Source organism: Variovorax rhizosphaerae (assembly GCF_037889975.1).
Taxonomy (GTDB): domain Bacteria; phylum Pseudomonadota; class Gammaproteobacteria; order Burkholderiales; family Burkholderiaceae_C; genus Variovorax; species Variovorax rhizosphaerae.
Genome location: NZ_JBBKZT010000001.1, coordinates 168,248 through 188,553, shown reverse-complemented (window position 1 = coordinate 188,553; position 20,306 = coordinate 168,248). Strand labels below are relative to the sequence as shown.

General features: G+C 66.5%; 19 protein-coding genes. 10 read left to right on the top strand and 9 right to left on the bottom strand.

The features are described from left to right. The first annotated feature begins 106 nt into the window (after window positions 1-106). From WKW82_RS00780 to WKW82_RS00770, 3 genes are all read left to right on the top strand, one after another. The gene (locus tag WKW82_RS00780) at window positions 107-547 is read left to right on the top strand and encodes a carboxymuconolactone decarboxylase family protein (RefSeq protein WP_340340349.1); all 441 of its coding nucleotides are present in this window, start codon (window positions 107-109) and stop codon (window positions 545-547) included. A gap of 57 nt (window positions 548-604) precedes the next feature. Continuing rightward, complete coding sequence (locus WKW82_RS00775; protein ID WP_340340348.1) at window positions 605-1,966, top strand: amidase family protein; 1,362 nt, start codon at window positions 605-607, stop codon at window positions 1,964-1,966. Between the two features lie 164 nt (window positions 1,967-2,130). Continuing rightward, window positions 2,131-2,301, top strand: coding sequence for a hypothetical protein (locus tag WKW82_RS00770; protein ID WP_340337118.1), 171 nt, complete (start codon window positions 2,131-2,133; stop codon window positions 2,299-2,301). A 24-nt stretch (window positions 2,302-2,325) separates the two neighbouring features. On the opposite strand, the gene WKW82_RS00765 is transcribed toward WKW82_RS00770, so the two are convergent. Then, window positions 2,326-3,258: a DMT family transporter gene (locus WKW82_RS00765; RefSeq protein WP_340340347.1), complete on the bottom strand. Its 933-nt coding sequence runs from the start codon at window positions 3,256-3,258 to the stop codon at window positions 2,326-2,328. Between the two features lie 236 nt (window positions 3,259-3,494). On the opposite strand from WKW82_RS00765, the gene WKW82_RS00760 reads away from it, so the two are divergent. Continuing rightward, a complete protein-coding gene (locus tag WKW82_RS00760) occupies window positions 3,495-4,415 on the top strand; it encodes an isopenicillin N synthase family dioxygenase (RefSeq protein WP_340340346.1) in 921 nt (306 codons plus the stop codon). 123 nt (window positions 4,416-4,538) lie between these two features. Here WKW82_RS00760 and WKW82_RS00755 read toward each other — a convergent pair whose 3' ends face one another. Then, the gene (locus WKW82_RS00755; protein WP_340340345.1) at window positions 4,539-5,078 is read right to left on the bottom strand and encodes a flavin reductase family protein; all 540 of its coding nucleotides are present in this window, start codon (window positions 5,076-5,078) and stop codon (window positions 4,539-4,541) included. Window positions 5,079-5,215: 137 nt separating this feature from the next. Here WKW82_RS00755 and WKW82_RS00750 point away from each other — a divergent pair, with 137 nt between their 5' ends. Continuing rightward, complete coding sequence (locus WKW82_RS00750) at window positions 5,216-5,392, top strand: hypothetical protein (protein WP_340340344.1); 177 nt, start codon at window positions 5,216-5,218, stop codon at window positions 5,390-5,392. A 205-nt stretch (window positions 5,393-5,597) separates the two neighbouring features. Next, window positions 5,598-6,656: a DUF3500 domain-containing protein gene (locus WKW82_RS00745; RefSeq protein ID WP_340340343.1), complete on the top strand. Its 1,059-nt coding sequence runs from the start codon at window positions 5,598-5,600 to the stop codon at window positions 6,654-6,656. A 141-nt stretch (window positions 6,657-6,797) separates the two neighbouring features. On the opposite strand, the gene WKW82_RS00740 is transcribed toward WKW82_RS00745, so the two are convergent. Next, a complete protein-coding gene (locus WKW82_RS00740; protein ID WP_340340342.1) occupies window positions 6,798-8,027 on the bottom strand; it encodes a nucleoside recognition domain-containing protein in 1,230 nt (409 codons plus the stop codon). 87 nt (window positions 8,028-8,114) lie between these two features. Between WKW82_RS00740 and WKW82_RS00735 the strand changes: the two genes are divergently transcribed. Beyond that, a complete protein-coding gene (locus tag WKW82_RS00735; protein WP_340340909.1) occupies window positions 8,115-9,701 on the top strand; it encodes a phospholipase D family protein in 1,587 nt (528 codons plus the stop codon). Between the two features lie 75 nt (window positions 9,702-9,776). Here WKW82_RS00735 and WKW82_RS00730 read toward each other — a convergent pair whose 3' ends face one another. Further along, the gene (locus tag WKW82_RS00730; protein ID WP_340340341.1) at window positions 9,777-10,307 is read right to left on the bottom strand and encodes a hypothetical protein; all 531 of its coding nucleotides are present in this window, start codon (window positions 10,305-10,307) and stop codon (window positions 9,777-9,779) included. A gap of 403 nt (window positions 10,308-10,710) precedes the next feature. On the opposite strand from WKW82_RS00730, the gene WKW82_RS00725 reads away from it, so the two are divergent. Beyond that, on the top strand, window positions 10,711-11,559 hold the full coding sequence (locus WKW82_RS00725) for a hypothetical protein (protein WP_340340340.1): 849 nt from the start codon (window positions 10,711-10,713) through the stop codon (window positions 11,557-11,559). A gap of 253 nt (window positions 11,560-11,812) precedes the next feature. Here the strand turns inward: WKW82_RS00725 and WKW82_RS00720 are convergent, their stop codons facing one another. Together WKW82_RS00720 and WKW82_RS00715 are read right to left on the bottom strand one after the other, a co-directional pair. Continuing rightward, complete coding sequence (locus tag WKW82_RS00720) at window positions 11,813-12,616, bottom strand: metallophosphoesterase (RefSeq protein WP_340340339.1); 804 nt, start codon at window positions 12,614-12,616, stop codon at window positions 11,813-11,815. Next, the gene (locus WKW82_RS00715) at window positions 12,613-13,605 is read right to left on the bottom strand and encodes a LysR family transcriptional regulator (RefSeq protein ID WP_340340338.1); all 993 of its coding nucleotides are present in this window, start codon (window positions 13,603-13,605) and stop codon (window positions 12,613-12,615) included. Before WKW82_RS00715 ends, WKW82_RS00720 begins: the two co-directional genes overlap by 4 nt. 108 nt (window positions 13,606-13,713) lie before the next feature. Between WKW82_RS00715 and WKW82_RS00710 the strand changes: the two genes are divergently transcribed. Further along, complete coding sequence (locus tag WKW82_RS00710; protein WP_340340337.1) at window positions 13,714-14,247, top strand: hypothetical protein; 534 nt, start codon at window positions 13,714-13,716, stop codon at window positions 14,245-14,247. A gap of 68 nt (window positions 14,248-14,315) precedes the next feature. On the opposite strand, the gene WKW82_RS00705 is transcribed toward WKW82_RS00710, so the two are convergent. From WKW82_RS00705 to WKW82_RS00695, 3 genes are all read right to left on the bottom strand, one after another. Further along, window positions 14,316-16,166, bottom strand: coding sequence for a phosphoenolpyruvate carboxykinase (GTP) (locus WKW82_RS00705; protein WP_340340336.1), 1,851 nt, complete (start codon window positions 16,164-16,166; stop codon window positions 14,316-14,318). A gap of 163 nt (window positions 16,167-16,329) precedes the next feature. Beyond that, on the bottom strand, window positions 16,330-16,482 hold the full coding sequence (locus tag WKW82_RS00700; protein WP_340340335.1) for a hypothetical protein: 153 nt from the start codon (window positions 16,480-16,482) through the stop codon (window positions 16,330-16,332). 164 nt (window positions 16,483-16,646) lie between these two features. Further along, the gene (locus WKW82_RS00695; protein WP_340340334.1) at window positions 16,647-17,846 is read right to left on the bottom strand and encodes a threonine ammonia-lyase; all 1,200 of its coding nucleotides are present in this window, start codon (window positions 17,844-17,846) and stop codon (window positions 16,647-16,649) included. Window positions 17,847-17,965: 119 nt separating this feature from the next. Here WKW82_RS00695 and WKW82_RS00690 point away from each other — a divergent pair, with 119 nt between their 5' ends. After that, window positions 17,966-20,290: an ATP-binding protein gene (locus WKW82_RS00690; RefSeq protein ID WP_340340333.1), complete on the top strand. Its 2,325-nt coding sequence runs from the start codon at window positions 17,966-17,968 to the stop codon at window positions 20,288-20,290. The last annotated feature ends 16 nt before the right edge of the window (window positions 20,291-20,306 follow it).

Genomic DNA, 20,306 nt, shown 5'->3' with positions numbered 1-20,306 from the left:
GTGCGGTGGATGGTCGTGAAATCTGTGCGAGTATGTCCCGCATGCGGTCGTGAAGGGCGCGAGGACAATTCATCCCATACCTCGATCACACAAGGACACAGCCATCATGGAAGCCCGCCTCGATTTCTACAAAGCCTCGCCCGAAGCCACCAAGGCCATGCTCGCGCTCTCGGCCGCCGTCAACAAGCTGGGCCTGGAGCCGCTGCTGTCGGAGTTGGTCAAGCTGCGCGCCTCGCAGATCAACGGCTGCGCCTATTGCGTCGACATGCATGCCACCGAGGCCCGCAAGCGCGGCGAGACCGAACGCCGCCTCTACGCCGTCGCGGCCTGGCGCGAGTCTCCCTTCTTCACGCCGCGCGAACGCGCCGCGCTGGCCTGGACCGAAGCGCTCACGCGCGTCGCCGACACGCATGCGCCCGACGCCGACTACGAAGCGCTGTGCGCGGAATTCAGCGAGCGCGAGCGCGTCGATCTCACGCTGGTGATCAGCACCATCAATGCATGGAACCGGCTGGCGGTCGGCTTCCGCACCGTGCCCGTCGCCTGATGCATTGAGCAAGTTCGATCAGGCGAAGGCGCGACTCTCGCGTCAACAATGCAGGCCATGAACACCATCGACTACGCCACGGCCACCGCCACCCAACTCGTCGAAGCCCTGGCCGCGCGCCAGGTCGGCGCCGTTGAACTCTGCGACGCCGCCATCGCGCGCATCGAACAGCGGGATGAAGAGATCAACGCCGTCGTCGTGCGCGACTTCGACCGCGCCCGCGAACAGGCCCGCGCTGCGGATGCTGCACTGGCCCGTGGCGAGCGACGCCCGCTGCTGGGCGTGCCGATGACGGTGAAGGAAGCCTTCAACGTCGTGGGCCTGCCCACCACCTGGGGCTTCGAGTTCGCCAAGGCCATTCCCGTCGCGCAGGACGCCGTGGCCGTGCAGCGCCTCAAGGCCGCGGGCGCGGTGATCCTCGGCAAGACCAACGTCGCCTTGGCGCTGGGTGAGTGGCAAAGCGTGAACCCGGTCTATGGGCGCACGCTGAATCCGTTCGACACCACGCGGTCGCCGGGCGGCTCCTCCGGTGGCTCGGCCGCGGCGGTGGCCGCGGGCATGGTGCCGCTCGAACTGGGCTCCGATATCGGCGGGTCGATCCGCGTGCCCGCGCATTTCTGCGGCCTCTACGGCCACAAGCCCAGCGTGGGCCTGTTGCCGGGGCGCGGCCACGATTTCCCCGGCGCGCCCAGTGGTGCAGCCGATGTGATTGCCGTGATCGGACCGCTGGCGCGCAGCGCCGACGACATCGAGTTGGCAATGGACGTGCTGGCTGGCCCGGATGTGGACGACGCTCCCGCATGGCGCCTCGAACTGCCGCCCGCGCGGCATGTGCAGCCGGATGGCCTGCGCGTGCTGGTGATGACCACGCATCCCTGCGCTCACGCCTCCGCCGAAGTGCAGGCTGCCGTCGAGCACACCGCCGATCGGCTCGCACGGGCCGGCGCGCAGGTCAGCCATGGCAGCGATTTGCTGCCGGACCTCGAAGCGCTGCACAAGCTGTACGCCGCCATGCTCAAGACCATCGTCACGCGCGGTGCACCCGACGCGCCGCCTTCCATTCCCTCGCATGAATGGCTCACGATGCTCGACCGCCGTGCGCGCCTGCGCGGGACTTGGCGCAAGCTGTTCGAGGCCTTCGACATCGTGCTGTGCCCGCCTTTCGGCACCGTGGCCTTCCCGCACATCCCGGGGCCGATCGATTGGCAAACGACCATGCTGGATGTCGACGGCAAGTCCACGCCCTACCACCATCAATTGGCCTGGGCCGGCGCCGCCACACTGGCCGGCCTGCCTGCGACGGTCGCGCCCGTGGGCAGGACCGCGGGCGGATTGCCTATCGGCGTGCAGATCATCGGTCCGCTGCTGGAAGACCGCACGCCGATCGCCGTCGCGCGCTGGCTGCAGCAGAACGGCTAGCCAAAGAGCGCGACGGTTCGGCACTGCCGCGCGAGGGTGGCGCGCGACCTCGTTCCAGGCCGTCAGGCACGGCGCTCCTGCCGAGATGTAACGCCCGTCGCCACCGGCCGGGTTTTCCCGCTGTGGCCTAATGTCGCCCGGACATTTTTTTACCGGAGCCCACCATGCCTGCCACTTTCAGAACCGAAGCCGAACGCAAAGCCACGCCCAAGCCCACCCCCGCACCGGGCTACACCCTCGCCAAGTCGGGCATCGGCCAGAAGCGCAGTCTCGAGCGCGGCACCGCCACCCGCAGCAAGAAGAACCCAGGCAAGCGCGCCAAGAAGGGCGGCTGAAGCCACCCCCTCGCTCCTTGCGAATCAGGCCGCCTTCGAGGCGGCCTTTTTTACGTCCGGCGCGGGCGCCTTGCGCCGGTTCACCATCACGATGCCCAGGCCCACGCCGGCCAGCGCCAGCACCAGGCGCAGCGTCAGCGGCTCGCCCAGCAGCATCACGCCGAAGGCCAGCGCGAACAGCGGCGTCAGAAAGGTGAAGGATGACATCTGCGTCGCCGGGTAGTGCCGCAGCAGCCACATCCAGGTCAGGTAGCTCGCGAACGCACCGATCACCGTCTGCACCGCGATCGAACCCCAGGCCATTGCGGAATAAGAAAAGCCCCAGGTTTCCCCAAGCGCCAGCGACATGAATGGCGATACGGCGGCAGTGACGGCCACCTGGTAGAACAAAGTCTTCTCCGCGCTGGCCGTCGCCAGCTTGGTCGCGCGGATCGACAGCGTGGTCAACCCCCACAACATGCCCGACGCCAGCGCCAGCAGGTCGCCATGCAGCTGCCTCGGGCTGCTGTGGCCGAAGCTCTCGCTGAAGGCCAGCATCACGCCCCCAAAAGCCAGCGCCAGCCCCACCCACTGCCAGCCCCGCAACTGCTCCGACGGCGCCCAGCGCGGCAGGAACAGCGCCACCCAGAACGGCGAGGTGTAGAGGAACACCGTCAGCCGCGAAGCCGTGGTGTCCTGCAAACCCAGGTAGATGCAGCAGAACTCGCCCGCGAACAGCAGCCCTGCCAGCAGCCCGCCCGGCAGCGTGCCGTCACGGTTGAACAGCGGCACGCCGCGCGCGCGGCACCAGAGCCACAGCAGCAGCACCGCGCCCGCCATGCGGATCGACGCCTGCCACAGCGGTGGCACCTCCACCACCGTGGTCTTGATGAGGATCTGCTGCAGCCCCCAGAAGGCGCAGCATGCAACCAGCAGGCTGATGGCGCGGGTGTCGAGATGGGTCTTGCGTTCGATCATTCTTTTCTTGCTTTCGCTACGTCATCGGCGCAACCGGGCAGGCCGGTCGCGATCAGCAAGACGGAGTGTGTCGAACCCGTCGCTCCGCTGCGTGCACGGGTCGGTGACGGGTGCTGCGGCAACGGTTCCTGCTGGCAGCCACGCCATCCATGCGAGCCGGCAGGAGCCGATGCGGCCAAGGGTCAAGGAATGATGGTAGCCGCGCGCGGCAAATGACGCTGGTGCAAACTCGACGCATGCATACGGCCATTCCCATCATCGACATCTCGCCCCTCGCAGCCCGTGGTACGGCGCAGCATGCACGCGTCGCCGCCGAGGTCGGCGCTGCCTGCCGCGACGTCGGCTTCTTTGCCATCACCGGTCATGGCGTCGCGCCCGAACTGCTCGCCGACGCCTTTGCCGCCAGCCGCGAATTCTTCGCGCTCGACACCGTCACCAAGCAGTCCATCGCCATCGGCAAGCTGGGCCACAACCGCGGCTATGTCGACTTCGGTGCCGAAGCGCTCGACGAGAAGCGAGGCGCCGACCAGAAGGAAGCCCTCAACTTCATCTGGACCGACGAGCTGACCCGCCCGCCCAATGCCTGGCCGCCCATCGAGGGTTGGCGTCCGCGCGTGCAGGCCTACTTCGATGCCGCCCTGGCCGCGGCGCGCATGCTGCACGCGGCCTTTGCGGCGGACCTGGGCCTGCCGCCAAGCTTCTTCGACGACAAGATCGACCAGCCCATGGCCACGCTGCGCTTCCTGCACTACCCGGCGCCGGCCGCAGGGACCGCAGCGGAAGGCATCGGCGCCGGCGCCCACACCGACTATGGCAACGTGACCCTGCTGGCCACCGATGGCGTCGCCGGCCTGCAAGTGCGCCCGCGCAACGGCGACTGGATCGATGCGCCCGCGTTGCCGGCCGGCGCCTTCCTCTGCAACATCGGCGATTGCCTCATGCGCTGGACCAATGACGTGTACGTGTCGACACCGCACCGTGTGCTGCGGCCGACGCGCGAGCGCTATTCGATCGCGCTGTTCCTCGATCCGAATCCGGATGCGCTGGTCAGCGCGATTCCCTCCTGCGTGCCGGCGGGCGAGGCGCCGCGCTATGAACCGGTCACCGCGCAGGCGTACCTGCAGTCGCGCTTCGATGCAACGTACAAGAAGGGTTGACCGCTGCGCTTGCATCGCACAGGCCGCAGTCTTGCGGTGAGTGCCATGGGTAGCCTCCGGCCGCGCCATCCCGTCTTCCGGTAGATCGACAGGGGCCGCAGCGGACGGACCCGCGGGGCATTGCTACAGCGGGTGTTCCGTGAAGAAGCGCCCGCCGTGAAACAACAACGGCGACGCCCCCCTGCGCCATGCGCAGTGCTCCACTTCGCCAACGAAGATCACGTGGTCACCTTCGTCGTACCGGCTGCGGTTGAAGCATTCGAAACTCGCCACCGCGCCGTCCAGCAACGGCGAGCCGCCCAGCCCTTCGGTGAACGCCACGTCGGTCCATCGGTCCAGGCGCTTCTGCGCGAAGCGCTCGGCCAGTTCCTTCTGGTTCGCGGCCAGGATGTTGATCGCGTAATGCGAGCCGGTGTCCAGCGCCGGCATCGACCCCGACGAGCGCGCCAGGCTCCACAGCACCAGCGGCGGCGAGAGCGACACCGAGTTGAACGAGTTGGCCGTGAGCCCCACCAGCGAGCCGTCGGCCGCCCGCGCCGTGACGATCGTGACGCCCGTGGCAAACATGCCGAGCGCATCACGGAATTCGTCGGGCGAGAAGGAGGGCGCTTGCGCCTGGGCGGGAACAGTCACGACGTGGGCTGGAGGCAAGGGGAGTTGCATTCTGGCCGATCGGGCATGGCCGTGTTGTCGCACAGGCGTGCACGGCGTCATTGATGTGGTCGGGGCATCAATGCGCGCCCGCGATTTCATCGATGCGTTGCGCCCCCGGGCCTACGATGGAAGCGAAAGGTGTGGCCATGAAAATCCATCTTGATATCCCCACCGTCGAAGTGATTCCGGACGACGGCGCGGACTGGGCCCATGAGTCCTACGGCTCCTTGCACGCGGTCACCGTCGCGGCGCACTGGACCGTCCTGGCCGTGAGCATCGCGTTCGTCGGCTGCGCGATCCTCTCCGGCGTACTGGCGCGTTGACGACTGGCCGATCGGGCGTCGCCGCGCGTCGCGTCTCGCGCAGCCTGAGGCACACACGCCGACAACGGGCTTGTCGCAGCACGGAAAACGGGTCAATCTCTCCAGTCGATGTGGCTTCGCCATCTCGACTTGACTCCTCAAGGGGCTGGCTCAGGCGCCGCGCGGGGAGCATCAGGGGCTCGATGTCTCACCCGGAAGGACTCGCATGCTGCTGCGCACACTCTCCACCTGGATGACCTGCTGGACCTTGCTCGTCACTGCGCCGGTCGCCGCCGCTGCGGCCGACACGACCCGCGCGGCGCAGGCGATGACGGCCGCGGCACGGGCACTGCTCGAGGCAACGCCGTCGGCGCAGCGCCCCCAACTGCTGCTGCCGCTCACGCTGGACGCGCGTGGCGACTGGAACTACACGCCGCGCAGCCGCCCCGGCATCCCGTTGAAGGCCATGGCGGCGCCGCAGCGCCAGGCCGCGCAACAGTTGCTGTCCGCGGCCCTGTCCGAGCCCGGCCTGGTCAAGGTCCAGTCCATCATCGCGCTGGAGATCGCGCTGCGCGAGATCGAGACCTTCGGCCTCTCGCGCGATCCGGAGAACTATGCCTTCGCGCTGTTCGGCACGCCGGACGCCACCGCCGCCTGGGGCTGGCGCATCGAAGGGCACCATCTCTCTTTGCACTTCACGCTGGCCAACGGCCAGGTCGTGGCCACGCTGCCGCAGTTCCTCGGTGCCAATCCGGCGCAGGTGCCGCGCGACATTGCCAACAAGGGCCCGCGCAAGGGCCAGCGTGCGCTGGGCGAGGAGGAAGACCGCGCGTATGCGCTGCTGGCCGCGCTCTCGCCGACGCAGCGCCAGCAGGCCATCTTCAGCGCCCAGCCCTTCGGCGACATCGTCACGCGCAATGCCGCCCAGCTCGAACCCCTGGCCCCCGTGGGCATCACCTTCAGCGCCCTGGACGCGGCGCAACAGGCCCTGCTGTTGCGCATCGTCGAATCGCTGGCGTCAGTGGCCGAGCCTTCGCTGGCGCAGCAGCGGCTGGAACGCGTGCGCACCGGCGGCCTGGACGCCATCCGCTTCGGCTGGGCCGGCGCCACTGAGCGCGGCCAGCCGCACTACTGGCGCATCCAGGGCCCGCGCTTCCTCATCGAATGGGACAACTCGGGCGGCAACCACATCCACAACGTGTGGCGCGACTTCGATGGCGACTGGGGGCGCGACGTGCTGGGCGAGCACTACCGGCGCGCGGGTGGCGGCAGTCATCGGCATTGAAGACCCGCCGAGAGCACCCGGATTTCTTCAATTGCAACAAGATTTTTTTCATTCCAGGCGGAGGCGCATGGATTTTTTCAACTCGTCCCGACGGAGGCCCTCGTCCAAAGAATTCCCGACGGCATCCGTCAACATCGCGCCCTATCCAAAAAACCAATAGCAAACCGCAATCGCCGCCACCACCCCCGCCAGCTCCGCCGCCAGTGCGCAAGCCACCGCATGCCGCGCCCGCTGGATGCCCACCGCGCCGAAGTACACCGCCAGCACGTAGAAGGTCGTCTCCGTGCTGCCCTGGATGATGGCCGCGGCCAGCGCGGGAAAGCTGTCCACGCCCTGGCTCTTCATCGTCTCGATCAGCATCGCCCGCGCCGCGCTGCCGGAAAAGGGCTTGACCAGCGCGGTTGGCAGCGCATCGACGAAGCGCGTGTCCCAGCCCCCTATCGTCACCACCCACCGAATGCCGTCGAGCGCCAGGTCCAGCGCGCCCGATGCCCGCAACACGCCCACCGCGCACAGCATCGCCACCAGATAGGGCAGCAGGTTCTTCGCCACATCGAAGCCCTCCTTTGCGCCCTCGATGAACTGCTCATAGACCTTCACGCGCCGCACCGCGCCGGCCAGCAGGAACACGATCACGATGCCGAACAGGCTCAGGTTGCCGAGCAGCGAGGACAGCGACGCCAGCGCTGCCGACGACAGCGTGCCCAACAGCGCCATGAAGCCGCCCAACACCAGCGCACCGGGCAGCACATAAGCCAGCACCACGGGATCCCACAGCCGCAGGCGCTGCACCAGCGCCACCGATAACAGCCCCACCAGCGTCGACGCGCTCGTGGCCAGCAGGATCGGCAGGAACACCATCGTCGGGTCGGGCGCGCCCTGCTGCGCGCGGTACATGAAGATCGTCACCGGCAGCAGCGTGAGCGAGGAGGCGTTCAGCACCAGGAACAGGATCTGCGCGTTGCTCGCCGCGGTGGCGCTCGGGTTCAGCGACTGCAACTCGCGCATCGCCTTCAGCCCGATCGGCGTGGCCGCGTTGTCCAGTCCCAGCGCATTGGCCGCGAAGTTCATCGTGATCAGGCCCAGCGCCGGATGGCCCGCGGGTACCTCCGGCATCAGGCGCCGGAACAAGGGGCCGAGCAAGCGCGCCAACCAGCCGACCAGCCCCGCCGCCTCGGCGATGCGCAGCAGCCCCAGCCACAGCGTCAGCGTGCCGAACAGCAGCACCATCACCTCGACCGCCAGCTTCGCCATCGCGAACAGGCTCTCGACCACGGTCGCGAACACGGTGGCGTCACCGCCGACCAGCCAACGCCCGAACGATGCCACGGCCGCGACGAGAAAGAATCCGAGCCACAGGCCGTTGAGCATTGCGTGAGTCCCTTGCTGAAAGATGCCGGCCGATCATAGGGGCGCGCCCATTGGCAGCCGTGCGGGGGAGAGGCAACATTGCAAGTCATGGGAGAGAACAACAAGTGCGTGGGGCTTCGCCGCCTGGCGATGCTGCTGGCCGCCTGGCTGCTGACGGCGTGCGCTGGCTTGCCGCCGCCGGTGCCGAACGTGCCCACGCACGCGCTGACCGATGTGGCCGGCACCGCGCTCGCACGTACCGTGGCCGCCAATGGTGCGCATGCGCCGGACCTGTCGGGCTTCCGCCTGCTGCCCGAGGCCTCGTTTGCCTTCGATGCGCGCATCGCGCTCGCACGCCGCGCCGAGAAGACGCTCGACGTGCAGTACTACCTGATCCAGAACGACGACGTCGGCCTGTTGCTCCTGCGCGAGTTGCGCGATGCGGCCGCGCGCGGCGTGCGTGTGCGCTTGCTGGTGGACGACCTCTACATGGGTGGCCAGGACGAGTTGTTCGCCGTGCTGGCCGCGCAACCCAAGGTGGAAGTCCGGCTGTTCAACCCCTTGCCTTCGCGCGTCGCTTCGCTGCCTCTCCGCCTCGCCTTGTCGCTGCACGAGATCCGCCGCATCAACCATCGCATGCACAACAAGCTGATGCTGGCCGACAACAGCATGGCCGTGATGGGAGGACGCAACATCGCCAATGACTACTTCATGCGCAGCACTGCGGCCAACTACATCGACATCGATGTGCTGTCTTGCGGACCCGTGGTGCGCGACCTGTCGGCGTCCTTCGACCGCTACTGGAACAGTGCGCAGGCATGGTCCATCCAGACCGTCGCGCCGCTGCGACTGTCGCCTGACGCGGCGCGAAGGCGCTTCGACCAGCTGGTGAAAGCCGCTGCGCCCGATGTGCCGCTGGAAGCGCGCGATGCGCTCGACAACCCGCCCGTCACCGAGCAACTGGCCACCGGCCGGCTGACGATGCACTGGGCCCCGGCCCGGGTGGTCGCGGACGACCCGGCCAAGATCACCCGCACGCCCGAGCAGGCCTACAAGGGCAGCGTCATCGAAGCCACGCTCCAGGCCTTCGGCCAAGCCCAGTCGGAGCTGCGCATCTCCTCGCCGTATTTCATTCCGGGCCAGCAAGGCATCGAACTGATGCAGCACGCCATCGCGCAGGGCCGGCGCATCTCGGTGCTGACCAACTCGCTCGGCGCCACGGACGAGCCGCTGGCCTATGCGGGCTATGAGCGCTACCGCACGGAGATGCTGCGGATCGGCGTGGAGATCCAGGAGATCGCGCCGGAGATCTCGGCCCGTTCAGGCCGCTTCGGCACCTTTGGCCATTCGCTGAGCCGGCTGCATGCCAAGCTCGCGACCATCGACCGCCAGCGCATGGTCATCGGCTCGATGAACCTCGACCACCGCTCGGCCGCGGTCAACACGGAGGTCGGCCTGATCATCGACAGCCCCGAAGCCGTCGCCCAGTTCAATCACCTGCTGGGCATCGACGGCGCCCAGCCGGTCAACCTGGGCTATGTGCTGCGCCTGTCGGCCGACGGCCAGCGCCCGGAATGGATCGAGACAACGGAAAACGGCCGGGAGATCGTGCATGACGATCAACCCGGCCGTTTCATCTGGCTGCGCATCCAGAACTGGTTGCTGCTGCCAATGGTTGGCGAAGAGCTGCTTTAGGCAATGCTTCCGGGTGTGCCGGCAGCGTTGCCTCGGGCGACCTGCGGCGTAGCGCAGGACAACCCGTCAGGCCGATCAGTCAGCCTTGCGAGCAGCGCGACGTGCCGGCTTGGCAACGACGGCGACTTCGGTCATTTCTTCAGCGACCACACCGAGGCGGGCTTCCACAGCCTTCGCGCCTTCGACGACCTTGTCGGCGATTTGCGTTGCCAGCGAAGCGATCGGCGCGTTCATGGCGCGGACCGGGTCGAGGTTGATGAACTCGAACGACGATTCGACGCGGGCAACCGTGCTGGCAACCGTTTCGATGCCGCTGTTGGCGCCCTTGGCGATCATGTCGATGGCTTGGTCAGCCTGGCCGTAGACGGTTTGCACGCCCTTGAGCATGTAGCCCGACAGCACTTCTTGTGCGTTCACGAGTTGCGACTTGATCTGGTCGTTGACCAGCGGCAGCGAACGGGCGTCCAGGACCGACTCGAAACGGGTCTTGGCATCGCCGAGCAGGCGCTCGACGGTGGCGCGGTAGGCTTGGTTCAGGGTCTTGCCGGCAGCGCTGTACTGGGCAACGACGTGGGTAGCAGCGGTAGCGAGGGATTGGTTCGACATGATCTTTTCCTTGAGGTCTTGAGTTGGTATGAATGAATCTTCTCGCTGAAGGCCTAGTCGGCGAAAGCTAGAACGGGTCGATAGTTGGAGCAGATGCTCTAGAACCGGAAACGATCGGCGCGGCTTCGCCGCAGATTCGACGGCAAGGCAAGCGGGCGCAGCGTGAGAGACGGGGCCGTTCAGCACCAGGAACAGGATCTGCGCATTGCGTGCCTGGGTTCAGGGTCTGCAATTCGGGGATCGCCTTCAGCGCGATGGGCATGGCCGCGTGGTCCGGTCCGAGCGCATCGCCGTCGTGACGCTCATGGTCGTGTAGAACGCGAATTCGGGCGCGCGACCGGGCGAATGGAACTCATGCGAGGCGCTGGGTCAACAACTAATCGCCTGCGGCTAAGCTGGAAGGATGACAACCTCCAGCACCCATTCCTCTCGCCTCCTGCTTTCCGTCGTGGCCTTGCTAATTCTGGTCGCCTGCTGGTTTCCCGGGATCAATGCTCCGGCAACGAAGAACATCGAGGCAGGACTTGAGCGCTCGCTGGCGACTTTCGCGACGGCTCGTGCACTCGGTGCGGCGCTGTCGGTGGCACAAGGCACGCAAGTCAGCGTGCAGCCGGGCGGCGTCGGTGTCAGCTTCGCACCGGGACAGGCCTTGCAGCCATTGAACGAACTCGTCGACAAGTTCGCTGACGTCATGCTTGTGGCCAGCGTGTCGTTCGGGATCCAGATGCTTCTGATGAAGATCGGTGCCCATGAAGCCGTAGCCATCGCCACTTCGCTCGCCGTCGTGCTCTGGTGGGTCGCTGGCATGTGGCGGGGAGGGGGCACCTGGGCCGCGCGGTGGTCCCGGCCGTTGTTGGTCGCCACTTTGCTGGTTCGCTTCGCGGTGCCGCTGACAACGCTCGGCAACGAGGCTGTTTACGGTGCGTTCATGTCGGCGCAATACAAGGAGGTCAGCGCCAATGTGGAGGAAGCAGATCACAAGGTACCGACCGCTGTGTCGGAACTACCGCAGGCAAAGGGCGGCATCTGGGACATCCTGGACCGCTGGAAGAAGGTGCTGGAAAACGTCAAAGAGGGCTTGGACTACAAGGCCATTCTCAATGAGGCAAAGGATCTGAGTGCCAAGATCGTCAGCTTGATCGCTATCTTCGTGCTCCAGACCATCGTCTTGCCTGTCGCGTTCTTGTGGATGCTATGGCGGTCAGCCCGCGTGCTCGTCGGCAGCTTTGCGGTGGAGATTCGCGGCAAATAGCCCTTCGGCGGCGGTCCAGGACTTGTGCTGCCCGCCTTCAGCTCCGGTGCGCGTGTCGCAGGCGCCCGGCAGCACGCGCTCGATCAGGCTCGCAGCCCCCGGCGCTGCTGCCGCGCCAACGCCGTGCCGCGCGCATGGCCGCAGTCGTTGAGGAGTTCTGCCGCGCCGGCCACGCGCACATGCACAGCTGCCTCGACGGGCTGTCGGCGCGCTGAACGTTCGCGGCTGACCGAGACCCGGCCAAAGCCCCGGTTCACACCTCGATCAGCAACTTTGGCTTGAACGCCTCCTGCTCCCCCTTGCTCCGATAGCCCAATGGGTTGGCCACCACGCGGCAGCCGTCCTTCACATAGTCGAAGGCGCAGTGCAGGTGGCCGTGCAGCCACACTTTGGCCAGCGGCAGCAATTCATCGAGCGAGTTGCAGAAGCCGGCGGTTCCGGGCGACAGCCCGTAGCGCGGATCGGCACTCGCCAGCGTCGGCGCGAAATGCGTGATCGCCACCGTCGTGCCATCGAAAGGCCGCGCCAGTTCATCGCGCAGCCAATCCTGGCAGAGCAGCGCTTGCTCCCTCAACTCCTCCGCCATGAAGGGCTTGCCGTCCCGCACCGTCGCCGCTTTCTCCAGGTAGAAGTTGGCCGCTCGCATCGCCTTGCCGCGCGTTTTGAGCAGTTCGGTCATGCCGCCGGCCGGGTCGACCAACGCGTCGAAATCGCTCCACAGCGTGGTGCCGACGAAGCGGATGCCATCGATCACCAGCGTCTCGCGCTCCAGCCAGTGGATGCCCAGCGCGTCGCAGGTGGCGCGCAGGCGATCGTGCACCGCGTCGAAGTCGTCGCCGTCGTACTCGTGGTTGCCGGGCACGTAGATCACCGGCGCCGGCCAGCCATGGTGCGGTGAAAAGCGACCCAGCCCGAAATCCGGTTCGGTCAGGCGCGAGCCATTCTGGTAGGAGCCGATGTCGCCGGCCAGCACCAGCAGGTCGGCGCCGGGCGCCGCTTCAGCCTCGAAGCGTGGGTGCGATTCCAGATGCAGGTCGGACAGGAGTTGAAGCTTCATGGCCGTATCTTCGCCGGCAACTCGACCTCGTCGGCGGACTTCGCGAACGCCACCTCGGCCGCGCGCGCCAGCGCATCGCGCAGCCACGCATGCGCCTGGCCGTATTGCGTGCGCCGGTGCCAGAGGGCGTCCACATGCACCAGCGGCTGGTCGAAGGGCAGCTCGCGCAGCTCGAACTGGTCGGCGATGCCGGTCACCTTGACGAAGTGGCGCGGCATCACGGCCAGCAGGTCCGAGTTGGCGACCACGCGACCGGCCGTGTAGAACTGGTTCACCGTGACCGTGATGTGCCGCTCGCGACCGAGCGCGCCCAGCGTCTGTTCGATGAAGCCATAGGCTCGCCCCGAAAAGCTGACCAGCAGGTGCCGCGCGGCGCAGTAGTCGTCCAGCGTGAGCGGCTTGCTGGCCAGCGGATGGCCGCGCCGCATCACGCAGACGTACTGGCCGAGGTAGAGCCGCTGTGTCTCGAAAGGCACCGCCACGCCCGACTGGCCGCGCGCCGTCAAGGCGGCCAGCACCGCCGGGAAGTACCCGACCGCCATGTCCGCGCCTTCGTTCTCCAGCAGTTGGCGCGGATCGCGCGTGGTGAGCGGCACCACGCGCAAGGAGACGGCGGGCGCCTCGCGCTCGATGATCTGCACCAGGCCCGGCACCAGTTCCGCCGCAGTGGCGTCGGCCATCGCCAGGACGAAGGCGGTATCGGCCGTGGCCGGCGTGAAATCGCCCGGCGCCAGCACGTGCTGGAGGTGCCGTAGCGCGTCCCGCACGGTCGGCCACAGCGCCAGCGCGCGCGGCGTGGGCTCCACGCCGGCACCCGACCGGCGCACCAGTTCATCGCCCAGCAGGTCGCGCAAGCGGCGCAGGGCATTGCTGACAGCGGGCTGCGTCAGCGACAGGTTGCGGGCGGCGCGGGTCAGGTTGCGCTCGGCCATCACCTCGTCGAAGACCCGCAGGAGGTTCAGGTCCAGCGTGCGAAAGTTGACGTTCATCATTAAAGTGAATGATAAACATCATGGATATAAAGTGGCACGACACTAGGGAAACCCCTAAGATTCAGTCATCGGCTCACCACCCAACGCAATTCTGAGAGGACCATCATGACCAGCTTCGTTAACGCAAACCACCCCACGTTCCACCCCGGCGTCAAGCGCGCAGAGGTGCTGTTCGACATCGTCAACGGCAAGTCGAAGCGTGGAGGCTCGCGCCATGTCATCGCTTTCCTGCTGGTGGCCGCGGTTTCGTCGGCGCTGGTCTTCGCTGAAGCGCTCGTGACGAGCTGGGACGAGACCAGCCTGCTGGCTGCATGGGCCGTGCTCTGTGCCGCGCTGTTCGCCGGTGCCGCGCTCTACGCCGACGTGATGGTGGGCGGGCTGAAGCGCATCGGGGCACTGCTGGGTGCCGCTGCTGAAAGCCGTGCCGCTGCCCGCGCCGACGCTCTGTTCCTGGCCACTGCCGAACGCGACCCGCGCATCATGCAAGAACTGCGCGCTGCCATCGAGCGCAGCAAGGTTGAAGCCGAAGCGACGGAAGTCGTCCCGGCACCGGTCCGCAAGTCCAAGCTGACCGCCCTGCACGAAACGCCGTCCCTGTATGTGGCCCTGGCCCGCGTGCAATCCGGCCACTTCCACTGATCACCTTGCTGTCACCATGAAAAAACCGCCCGAGGGCGGTTTTTTTGCGTCTGTTGAAATGCGAAAACTCAAGCCTCGAGGCGCTCTTCAATCGCAGCCTTGGTCGCTGGCAATTCCTTCGGCAGATGATGGGCCAGCTGCGCGAACAGCTCTTCGTGCAGCTTCAGCTCATCGCGCCAGGCCGACTTGTCGATGCTGGTCACGGTGTTGAACTGCTCGGCGCTGAAGTCCAGGCCGGTCCAGCTCAGGTCCTGGTAGCGCGGGCTCACGCCGAAGACGTGCTCCTGGCCGTCGGCCTTCTGCTCGATGCGCTCGATCATCCACTTCAGCACGCGCATGTTCTCGCCATAGCCGGGCCAGACGAACTTGCCGTCGGCGCCCTTGCGGAACCAGTTGGTGGTGTAGATCTTCGGCAGCGTGGCACCGGCGGCGTCGAGCTTGGCGCCCAGGTCGAGCCAGTGCTGGAAGTAGTCGCTCATGTTGTAGCCCATGAAGGGCAGCATCGCGAACGGGTCGCGGCGCACCACGCCGGCCTGGCCGGTGGCTGCTGCGGTGGTTTCGGAGCCCATCGTGGCGGCCATGTAGACACCCTCGACCCAGCTGCGGGCTTCGGTGACCAGTGGCACGGTGGTGGAGCGGCGACCACCGAAGATGAAGGCGTCGATGGCGACGCCCTTGGGGTCGTCCCAGGCTTCGTCGAGCGCAGGGTTGTTGGTGGCGGCCACGGTGAAGCGGGCATTCGGGTGTGCGGCCTTGGCGCCGGTTTCCTTGCCGATGGCGGGCGTCCAGTCCTTGCCCTGCCAGTCGATGGCGTGCGCGGGCGCCTCGCCCATGCCTTCCCACCACACGTCGCCGTCGTCGGTCAGCGCAACGTTCGTGAAGATGGTGTCGCGGCCCACGCTGGTCATGCAGTTGGGGTTGGTCAACGCGTTGGTGCCGGGCGCGACGCCGAAGTAGCCGGCTTCCGGGTTGATGGCGCGCAGGCGGCCATCGGGCTGCGGCTTGATCCAGGCGATGTCGTCGCCGATGGTCGTGACCTTCCAGCCGTCCAGGCCGGCCGGCGGGATCAGCATCGCGAAGTTGGTCTTGCCGCAGGCGCTCGGGAAGGCCGCGGCCACATGGTATTTCTTGCCCTCGGGGTTGGTCACGCCGAGGATCAGCATGTGCTCGGCCAGCCAGCCTTCGTCACGGCCCATGTTCGAGGCGATGCGCAGCGCGAAGCACTTCTTGCCCAGCAGCGCGTTGCCGCCATAGCCGGAGCCGTAGCTCCAGATCTCGCGCGTCTCGGGGTAGTGGACGATGTACTTGGTCTTGTTGCAGGGCCAGGCCACGTCCTTCTGGCCGGCTTCCAGCGGTGCGCCGACGGTGTGGACGCAGGGCACGAAGTCGCCATCGACACCGAGCACGTCATAAACGGCACGGCCCATGCGGGTCATGATCTTCATGTTGACCGCGACGTAGGGGCTGTCGGAGAGTTCGATGCCGATGTGGGCGATGGGAGAACCCAGCGGGCCCATGCTGAAGGGCACGACGTACATGGTGCGGCCCTTCATGCAGCCGTCGAACAGGGGCTGCAGCGTCGCGCGCATCTCGGCTGGGGCCATCCAGTTGTTGGTGGGGCCGGCGTTTTCCTTCTTCTCCGAGCAGATGTAGGTGCGGTCCTCGACGCGCGCCACATCGCTCGGGTCGGACGAGGCGAGGTAGGAATTCGGCCGCTTGACCGGGTTGAGCTTCTTGAAGGTGCCGGCGTCCACCAGTTGCTGGCAGAGGCGGTCGTACTCTTCAGTGCTGCCGTCGCACCAGTAGACGCGCTCGGGTTTGCACAGCGCGGCCATGTCGGCCACCCAGGCGATCAGTTTCGCATTCTTGACATGGGCGGGTGCTTGAATGGTCAGGCCATTCATGACGGGTGCGTTCATCGGAAATCTCCTGGTCTTTGAAAATCGTCTTTTCGAACGGACCTGGGCGCACGTGTGCGCAAAGACCGTTGGAGAAAACGTTTTCTTCCGGAGCCCGGTATCGCATGGGAGGGGGGCGGGGGACAAGACCGGGGGCCACGAGGGAAGCCCGGCCGGGCCTGTGTCAGGCCATGAAGACGGCGATGGATGCCAGCAACAGCATCAGCACGCCACCCACGACCGGGAGGACGAGCGGCATCAGGTGAACGATCGATTCGACGGCGTCGTGTTCGACGACGGCGTCTTGGCCCGGCTGGACGGGGGTTGGCTTGGACATCAGGGATACCTCAGGTTCGCAAAACTGGCGCACATTCTAGGGGCAGGCTCGCGCCCATCATGTCAGGGTCGGCCCCCGGACAGTGTGCGACTTTTGGCCGATAGCCAAGGTGTCTGAAGCCCGGTGACGGGGCATTCCTTTGGGAATCGAATGCGTTTTGCAAGCTACCGTTGCTCTTCAGCCGCGAACCCGGCTGCATGCAGTGCATCGAGCACCGACGCCAGGTGCGTCCGCCCGCGGGTCTGCAGCACCAGTTCCACGTCCACGTTCTGCGCCGCCAGCATGGTGAAGGCGCGCTGGTGGTGGACTTCATCGATGTTAGCGCCCGCTTCCGCCACGGTGGCCGTGATGTGGGCCAGGGAGCCTGGCACGTCGCGCGCGCTGACCCGCACCCGGGCCAGCCGGCCGGCGCGCACCATGCCGCGCTCGATGATGGCGGCCAGCAGCAGCGGGTCGATGTTCCCGCCCGACAGCACCAGGCCCACCCGCTTGCCACGGAAGCGCTCGGGGTGGCGCAACAGGGCGCCGAGACCGGCCGCGCCGGCGCCTTCGACCAGCGTCTTCTCGATTTCCAGCAGCATCAGCACGGCCTGCTCGATGTCGCCCTCGTCGACCAGCAGCAGGTCGTCGACCTGCGCCTGGATGATTTCGCGCGTCAGCACGCCCGGCGTGCCCACCGCGATGCCCTCGGCGATGGTGCTGTTGCCCTGCGGATGCTGCGTGCCCTTGACGGCATTGACCATTGCGGGAAAGCGGGTCGTCTGCACGCCGACGATCTCGATGCCCGGCTTGATGGCCCGCGCCGCGATGGCCATGCCCGCGATGAGCCCGCCGCCGCCGACCGACACCACCAGCGTGTCGAGCTCGGGCACCGCGCCGAGCATCTCGATCGCCACCGTGCCCTGGCCGGCAATGATGGCCTCGTCGTCATAGGGATGCACGAAGGTCAGGCCTTCGCGCTCGGCCAGTTCGAAGGCGTGGGTGCGGGCGGCTTCCAACGTGTCGCCGTGCAGCACCACCTCCGCGCCAAAACCGCGCGTGCGCTCGATCTTCACGCCGGGCGTGAAGCGCGGCATCACGATCAGCGCACGCAGGCCGAGGCGCTGCGCGTGATAGGCCACACCTTGGGCGTGATTGCCGGCCGACATCGCGATCACGCCGCGCACGCCGCTTTCCGATAAATCCACCAGTTTGTTACAGGCCCCGCGCTCCTTGAAGGACGCCGTGAACTGCAAATTCTCGAACTTCAGGAAGACTTGCGCCCCCACGATTTCCGAGAGTGTTCGCGATTCCACGCAGGGGGTGTCGAGCAATTGCCCGCGCAGTCGGGCGGCCGCCTTGGCGATCTGATCAATTTCAACCATGTCGGGAATTGTGGACGGATTCGTAACATCAGGGTTTTTACTGTTCCCATTTCTTCCCGAACCTAAAACTCTGCGTTATGGTCGCGCTGAAGTCGGCTCTTGGAGAAGGGTAGTCCTGCATGGTCAAGCGTTCCGGTGTGGATGAGGTGGCGGCTGCATCGCGCAGCCAGGCCGTGCCTTCGCCTGGACTCAAGGGCGCGCCGGTGCTGGAACTCATGTGTTCGCACTTCGTGCTGACCCTCGCGGCCAAGCAGGGCCCGCGCTTCAATGTGCGGCGCGACCTCAACGGCCTGCTCTCGCTGACCGGGCGGCATCTGGTCTGGCCCGCGGCCGTGCTGCAGCGATTGCGCGAATTCCTCGGGCGGCGGTGTGCGGGCAACGAGATCTGGAAGGGCGTCGAGCTGCTCGACAGCCGCACGCTGCTGGAGCGCCACGGCGTCTGGCGCGGGCCGTATGAAGAAGGCACGCTGTTCTTCTACCTCGACGAATACGCGAAGGACCAGCCGAAGGACCTGCTTTCGGTGCTGTCGGCCACGCGCGACTGGCTCACGCATGCGCTGCGCAAGCAATCGACGCTGGTCGAGAAGAACATCGATGCGCTGGCCGGCCTTCTCCTGTTGAACAAGGCCGAGCGCGCGCTGCTGCTCTACGGCACGCTGGCGCGCTACCAGCGCGACCTGCGATCGCTGCTGGTGGAGTTCAAGGTCAACAACGCACCCGAGGCCTACGCCGCGATTGCGGAAGTCGCGGGCGTCAATGCCAGCGACGTGGGCGAAGCCTTGCGCGCGGGCTCGCGGCTGGAGCGCATCGGCCTGGTCGAGAACCTCATTTCCGAACACAACATCACCGACCTGGCCGACCTGATGAAGGTCAGCGAGAAGCTGCCGCCGGTGCTGATGCGCGAGTACCGCGACCAGAACGAATTGATGGCAGTGTTCACGCGCCCGTCCGCCAAAAGCGCTCTCGGCGTGGACGATTTTTCCTTTGTGTCGGACGAGGCGCAGATGCTCGTCACGCTGCTGCGCGCCGCGGTGACGCGCAAGGAGCCCGGCGTCAACGTGCTGCTTTATGGCCCGCCCGGCACCGGCAAGACCGAATTGGCCAAAGTCGTCGCACAGGCCGCCGGCCTCGAATTGTTCGAGGTCGAATATGCCGACCGCGACGGCAATTCGCTGAGCGGGCGCGACCGCTATCGCTCGCTGCAGATCGCGCAGGTGTTCCTGAAAGGCAGCGCGCAGGCCGCGTTGCTGTTCGATGAAGTCGAGGACGTGTTCCCGCCGATCAGCACCGAGGCGGCGCAATACATGGCGCGCGCCGAGCAGATCTCCGCACCGACTAGCGGCAGCGTCAGCGGCAAGGCCTGGGTCAACCAGATCCTCGAGTCGAATGCCGTGCCGACGCTGTGGGTGACCAACCGCATCGAGCAGATCGATCCGGCCTTCCGGCGCCGCTTCGCGTATCACCTGGAACTCAAGTCGCCGCCGCCCGGCGCGCGCGAGCAACTGGTGCGCAAGACGCTCGAAGGCATCGCCGTGTCCGAAGCCTTTACCGCCAAGCTGGCCGAGCGCAAGGGCCTGACGCCGGCCCAGATCCGCACGGCCGCGCGCTTCGCCGAACTCGCAAAGACCGACGAGATGAGTGTCGAATCGCTGATCGAGCGCCAGCTCAAGAATGCGGACATGGCGCTCGGCACCACCGAATCGGGCCATGGCGAACGCCGCAGCGTCACCACCTACGACCTCGACATGCTCAATGTCGAGACGCGCTTCGAGATCCCGCGCATCGTCGAGGCAGTGAAGGCGCGTGGCCATGGCACGCTGTGCTTCTATGGCGCGCCGGGCACCGGCAAGACCGCGCTGGCCGAGCACATGGCCCGGGCCATCGGCCGGCCGCTGATCATCAAGCAGGCCAGCGACCTGATGAGCAAGTACGTCGGCGAGACCGAGCAGAACATGGCCGCCATGTTCAAGGAAGCCGAGGCCGAGAAGGCCGTGCTTCTGCTTGACGAGGCCGACTCCTTCCTGCAGGACCGGCGCGGCGCGCAGCGAACCTACGAGGTGACGGAAGTCAACGAGATGCTGCAGGGCATGGAGCGCTTCAACGGCGTCTTCGTCTGCACCACCAACCTGCTGGACCGGCTCGACCAGGCCGCGCTGCGGCGCTTCACCTTCAAGATCAGGTTCATGCCGCTGACGGCGGCGCAGCGCGAGCGCATGTTCGTCGTGGAAGCGCTGTGCGGTGATGCGGCGCTCCTGACTGTGGAATTGCGCGCGCGGCTGGCGAAGCTCGACCAGTTGTGCCCTGGTGATTTCGCAGCGGTGAAGCGCCAGACCGACATCCTGGCAACCGAGTTCTCCGCCGCCGAGTTCCTCGATCAACTCGAGGCAGAACATCGGATTAAGCCGGAAGTGCGCGAATCGCGCGGCATGGGCTTCGTCCAATAGCTGCTGAAAAAAATAT

Bases quoted from the DNA above. Each gene is read 5' to 3' on its own strand.
- WKW82_RS00780 (WP_340340349.1), top strand. From the start codon at position 107: ATGGAAGCCCGCCTCGATTTCTACAAAGCCTCGCCCGAAGCCACCAAG.
- WKW82_RS00775 (WP_340340348.1), top strand. From the start codon at position 605: ATGAACACCATCGACTACGCCACGGCCACCGCCACCCAACTCGTCGAA.
- WKW82_RS00770 (WP_340337118.1), top strand. From the start codon at position 2,131: ATGCCTGCCACTTTCAGAACCGAAGCCGAACGCAAAGCCACGCCCAAG.
- WKW82_RS00765 (WP_340340347.1), bottom strand. From the start codon at position 3,258: ATGATCGAACGCAAGACCCATCTCGACACCCGCGCCATCAGCCTGCTG.
- WKW82_RS00760 (WP_340340346.1), top strand. From the start codon at position 3,495: ATGCATACGGCCATTCCCATCATCGACATCTCGCCCCTCGCAGCCCGT.
- WKW82_RS00755 (WP_340340345.1), bottom strand. From the start codon at position 5,078: ATGCAACTCCCCTTGCCTCCAGCCCACGTCGTGACTGTTCCCGCCCAG.
- WKW82_RS00750 (WP_340340344.1), top strand. From the start codon at position 5,216: ATGAAAATCCATCTTGATATCCCCACCGTCGAAGTGATTCCGGACGAC.
- WKW82_RS00745 (WP_340340343.1), top strand. From the start codon at position 5,598: ATGCTGCTGCGCACACTCTCCACCTGGATGACCTGCTGGACCTTGCTC.
- WKW82_RS00740 (WP_340340342.1), bottom strand. From the start codon at position 8,027: ATGCTCAACGGCCTGTGGCTCGGATTCTTTCTCGTCGCGGCCGTGGCA.
- WKW82_RS00735 (WP_340340909.1), top strand. From the start codon at position 8,115: ATGGGAGAGAACAACAAGTGCGTGGGGCTTCGCCGCCTGGCGATGCTG.
- WKW82_RS00730 (WP_340340341.1), bottom strand. From the start codon at position 10,307: ATGTCGAACCAATCCCTCGCTACCGCTGCTACCCACGTCGTTGCCCAG.
- WKW82_RS00725 (WP_340340340.1), top strand. From the start codon at position 10,711: ATGACAACCTCCAGCACCCATTCCTCTCGCCTCCTGCTTTCCGTCGTG.
- WKW82_RS00720 (WP_340340339.1), bottom strand. From the start codon at position 12,616: ATGAAGCTTCAACTCCTGTCCGACCTGCATCTGGAATCGCACCCACGC.
- WKW82_RS00715 (WP_340340338.1), bottom strand. From the start codon at position 13,605: ATGAACGTCAACTTTCGCACGCTGGACCTGAACCTCCTGCGGGTCTTC.
- WKW82_RS00710 (WP_340340337.1), top strand. From the start codon at position 13,714: ATGACCAGCTTCGTTAACGCAAACCACCCCACGTTCCACCCCGGCGTC.
- WKW82_RS00705 (WP_340340336.1), bottom strand. From the start codon at position 16,166: ATGAACGCACCCGTCATGAATGGCCTGACCATTCAAGCACCCGCCCAT.
- WKW82_RS00700 (WP_340340335.1), bottom strand. From the start codon at position 16,482: ATGTCCAAGCCAACCCCCGTCCAGCCGGGCCAAGACGCCGTCGTCGAA.
- WKW82_RS00695 (WP_340340334.1), bottom strand. From the start codon at position 17,846: ATGGTTGAAATTGATCAGATCGCCAAGGCGGCCGCCCGACTGCGCGGG.
- WKW82_RS00690 (WP_340340333.1), top strand. From the start codon at position 17,966: ATGGTCAAGCGTTCCGGTGTGGATGAGGTGGCGGCTGCATCGCGCAGC.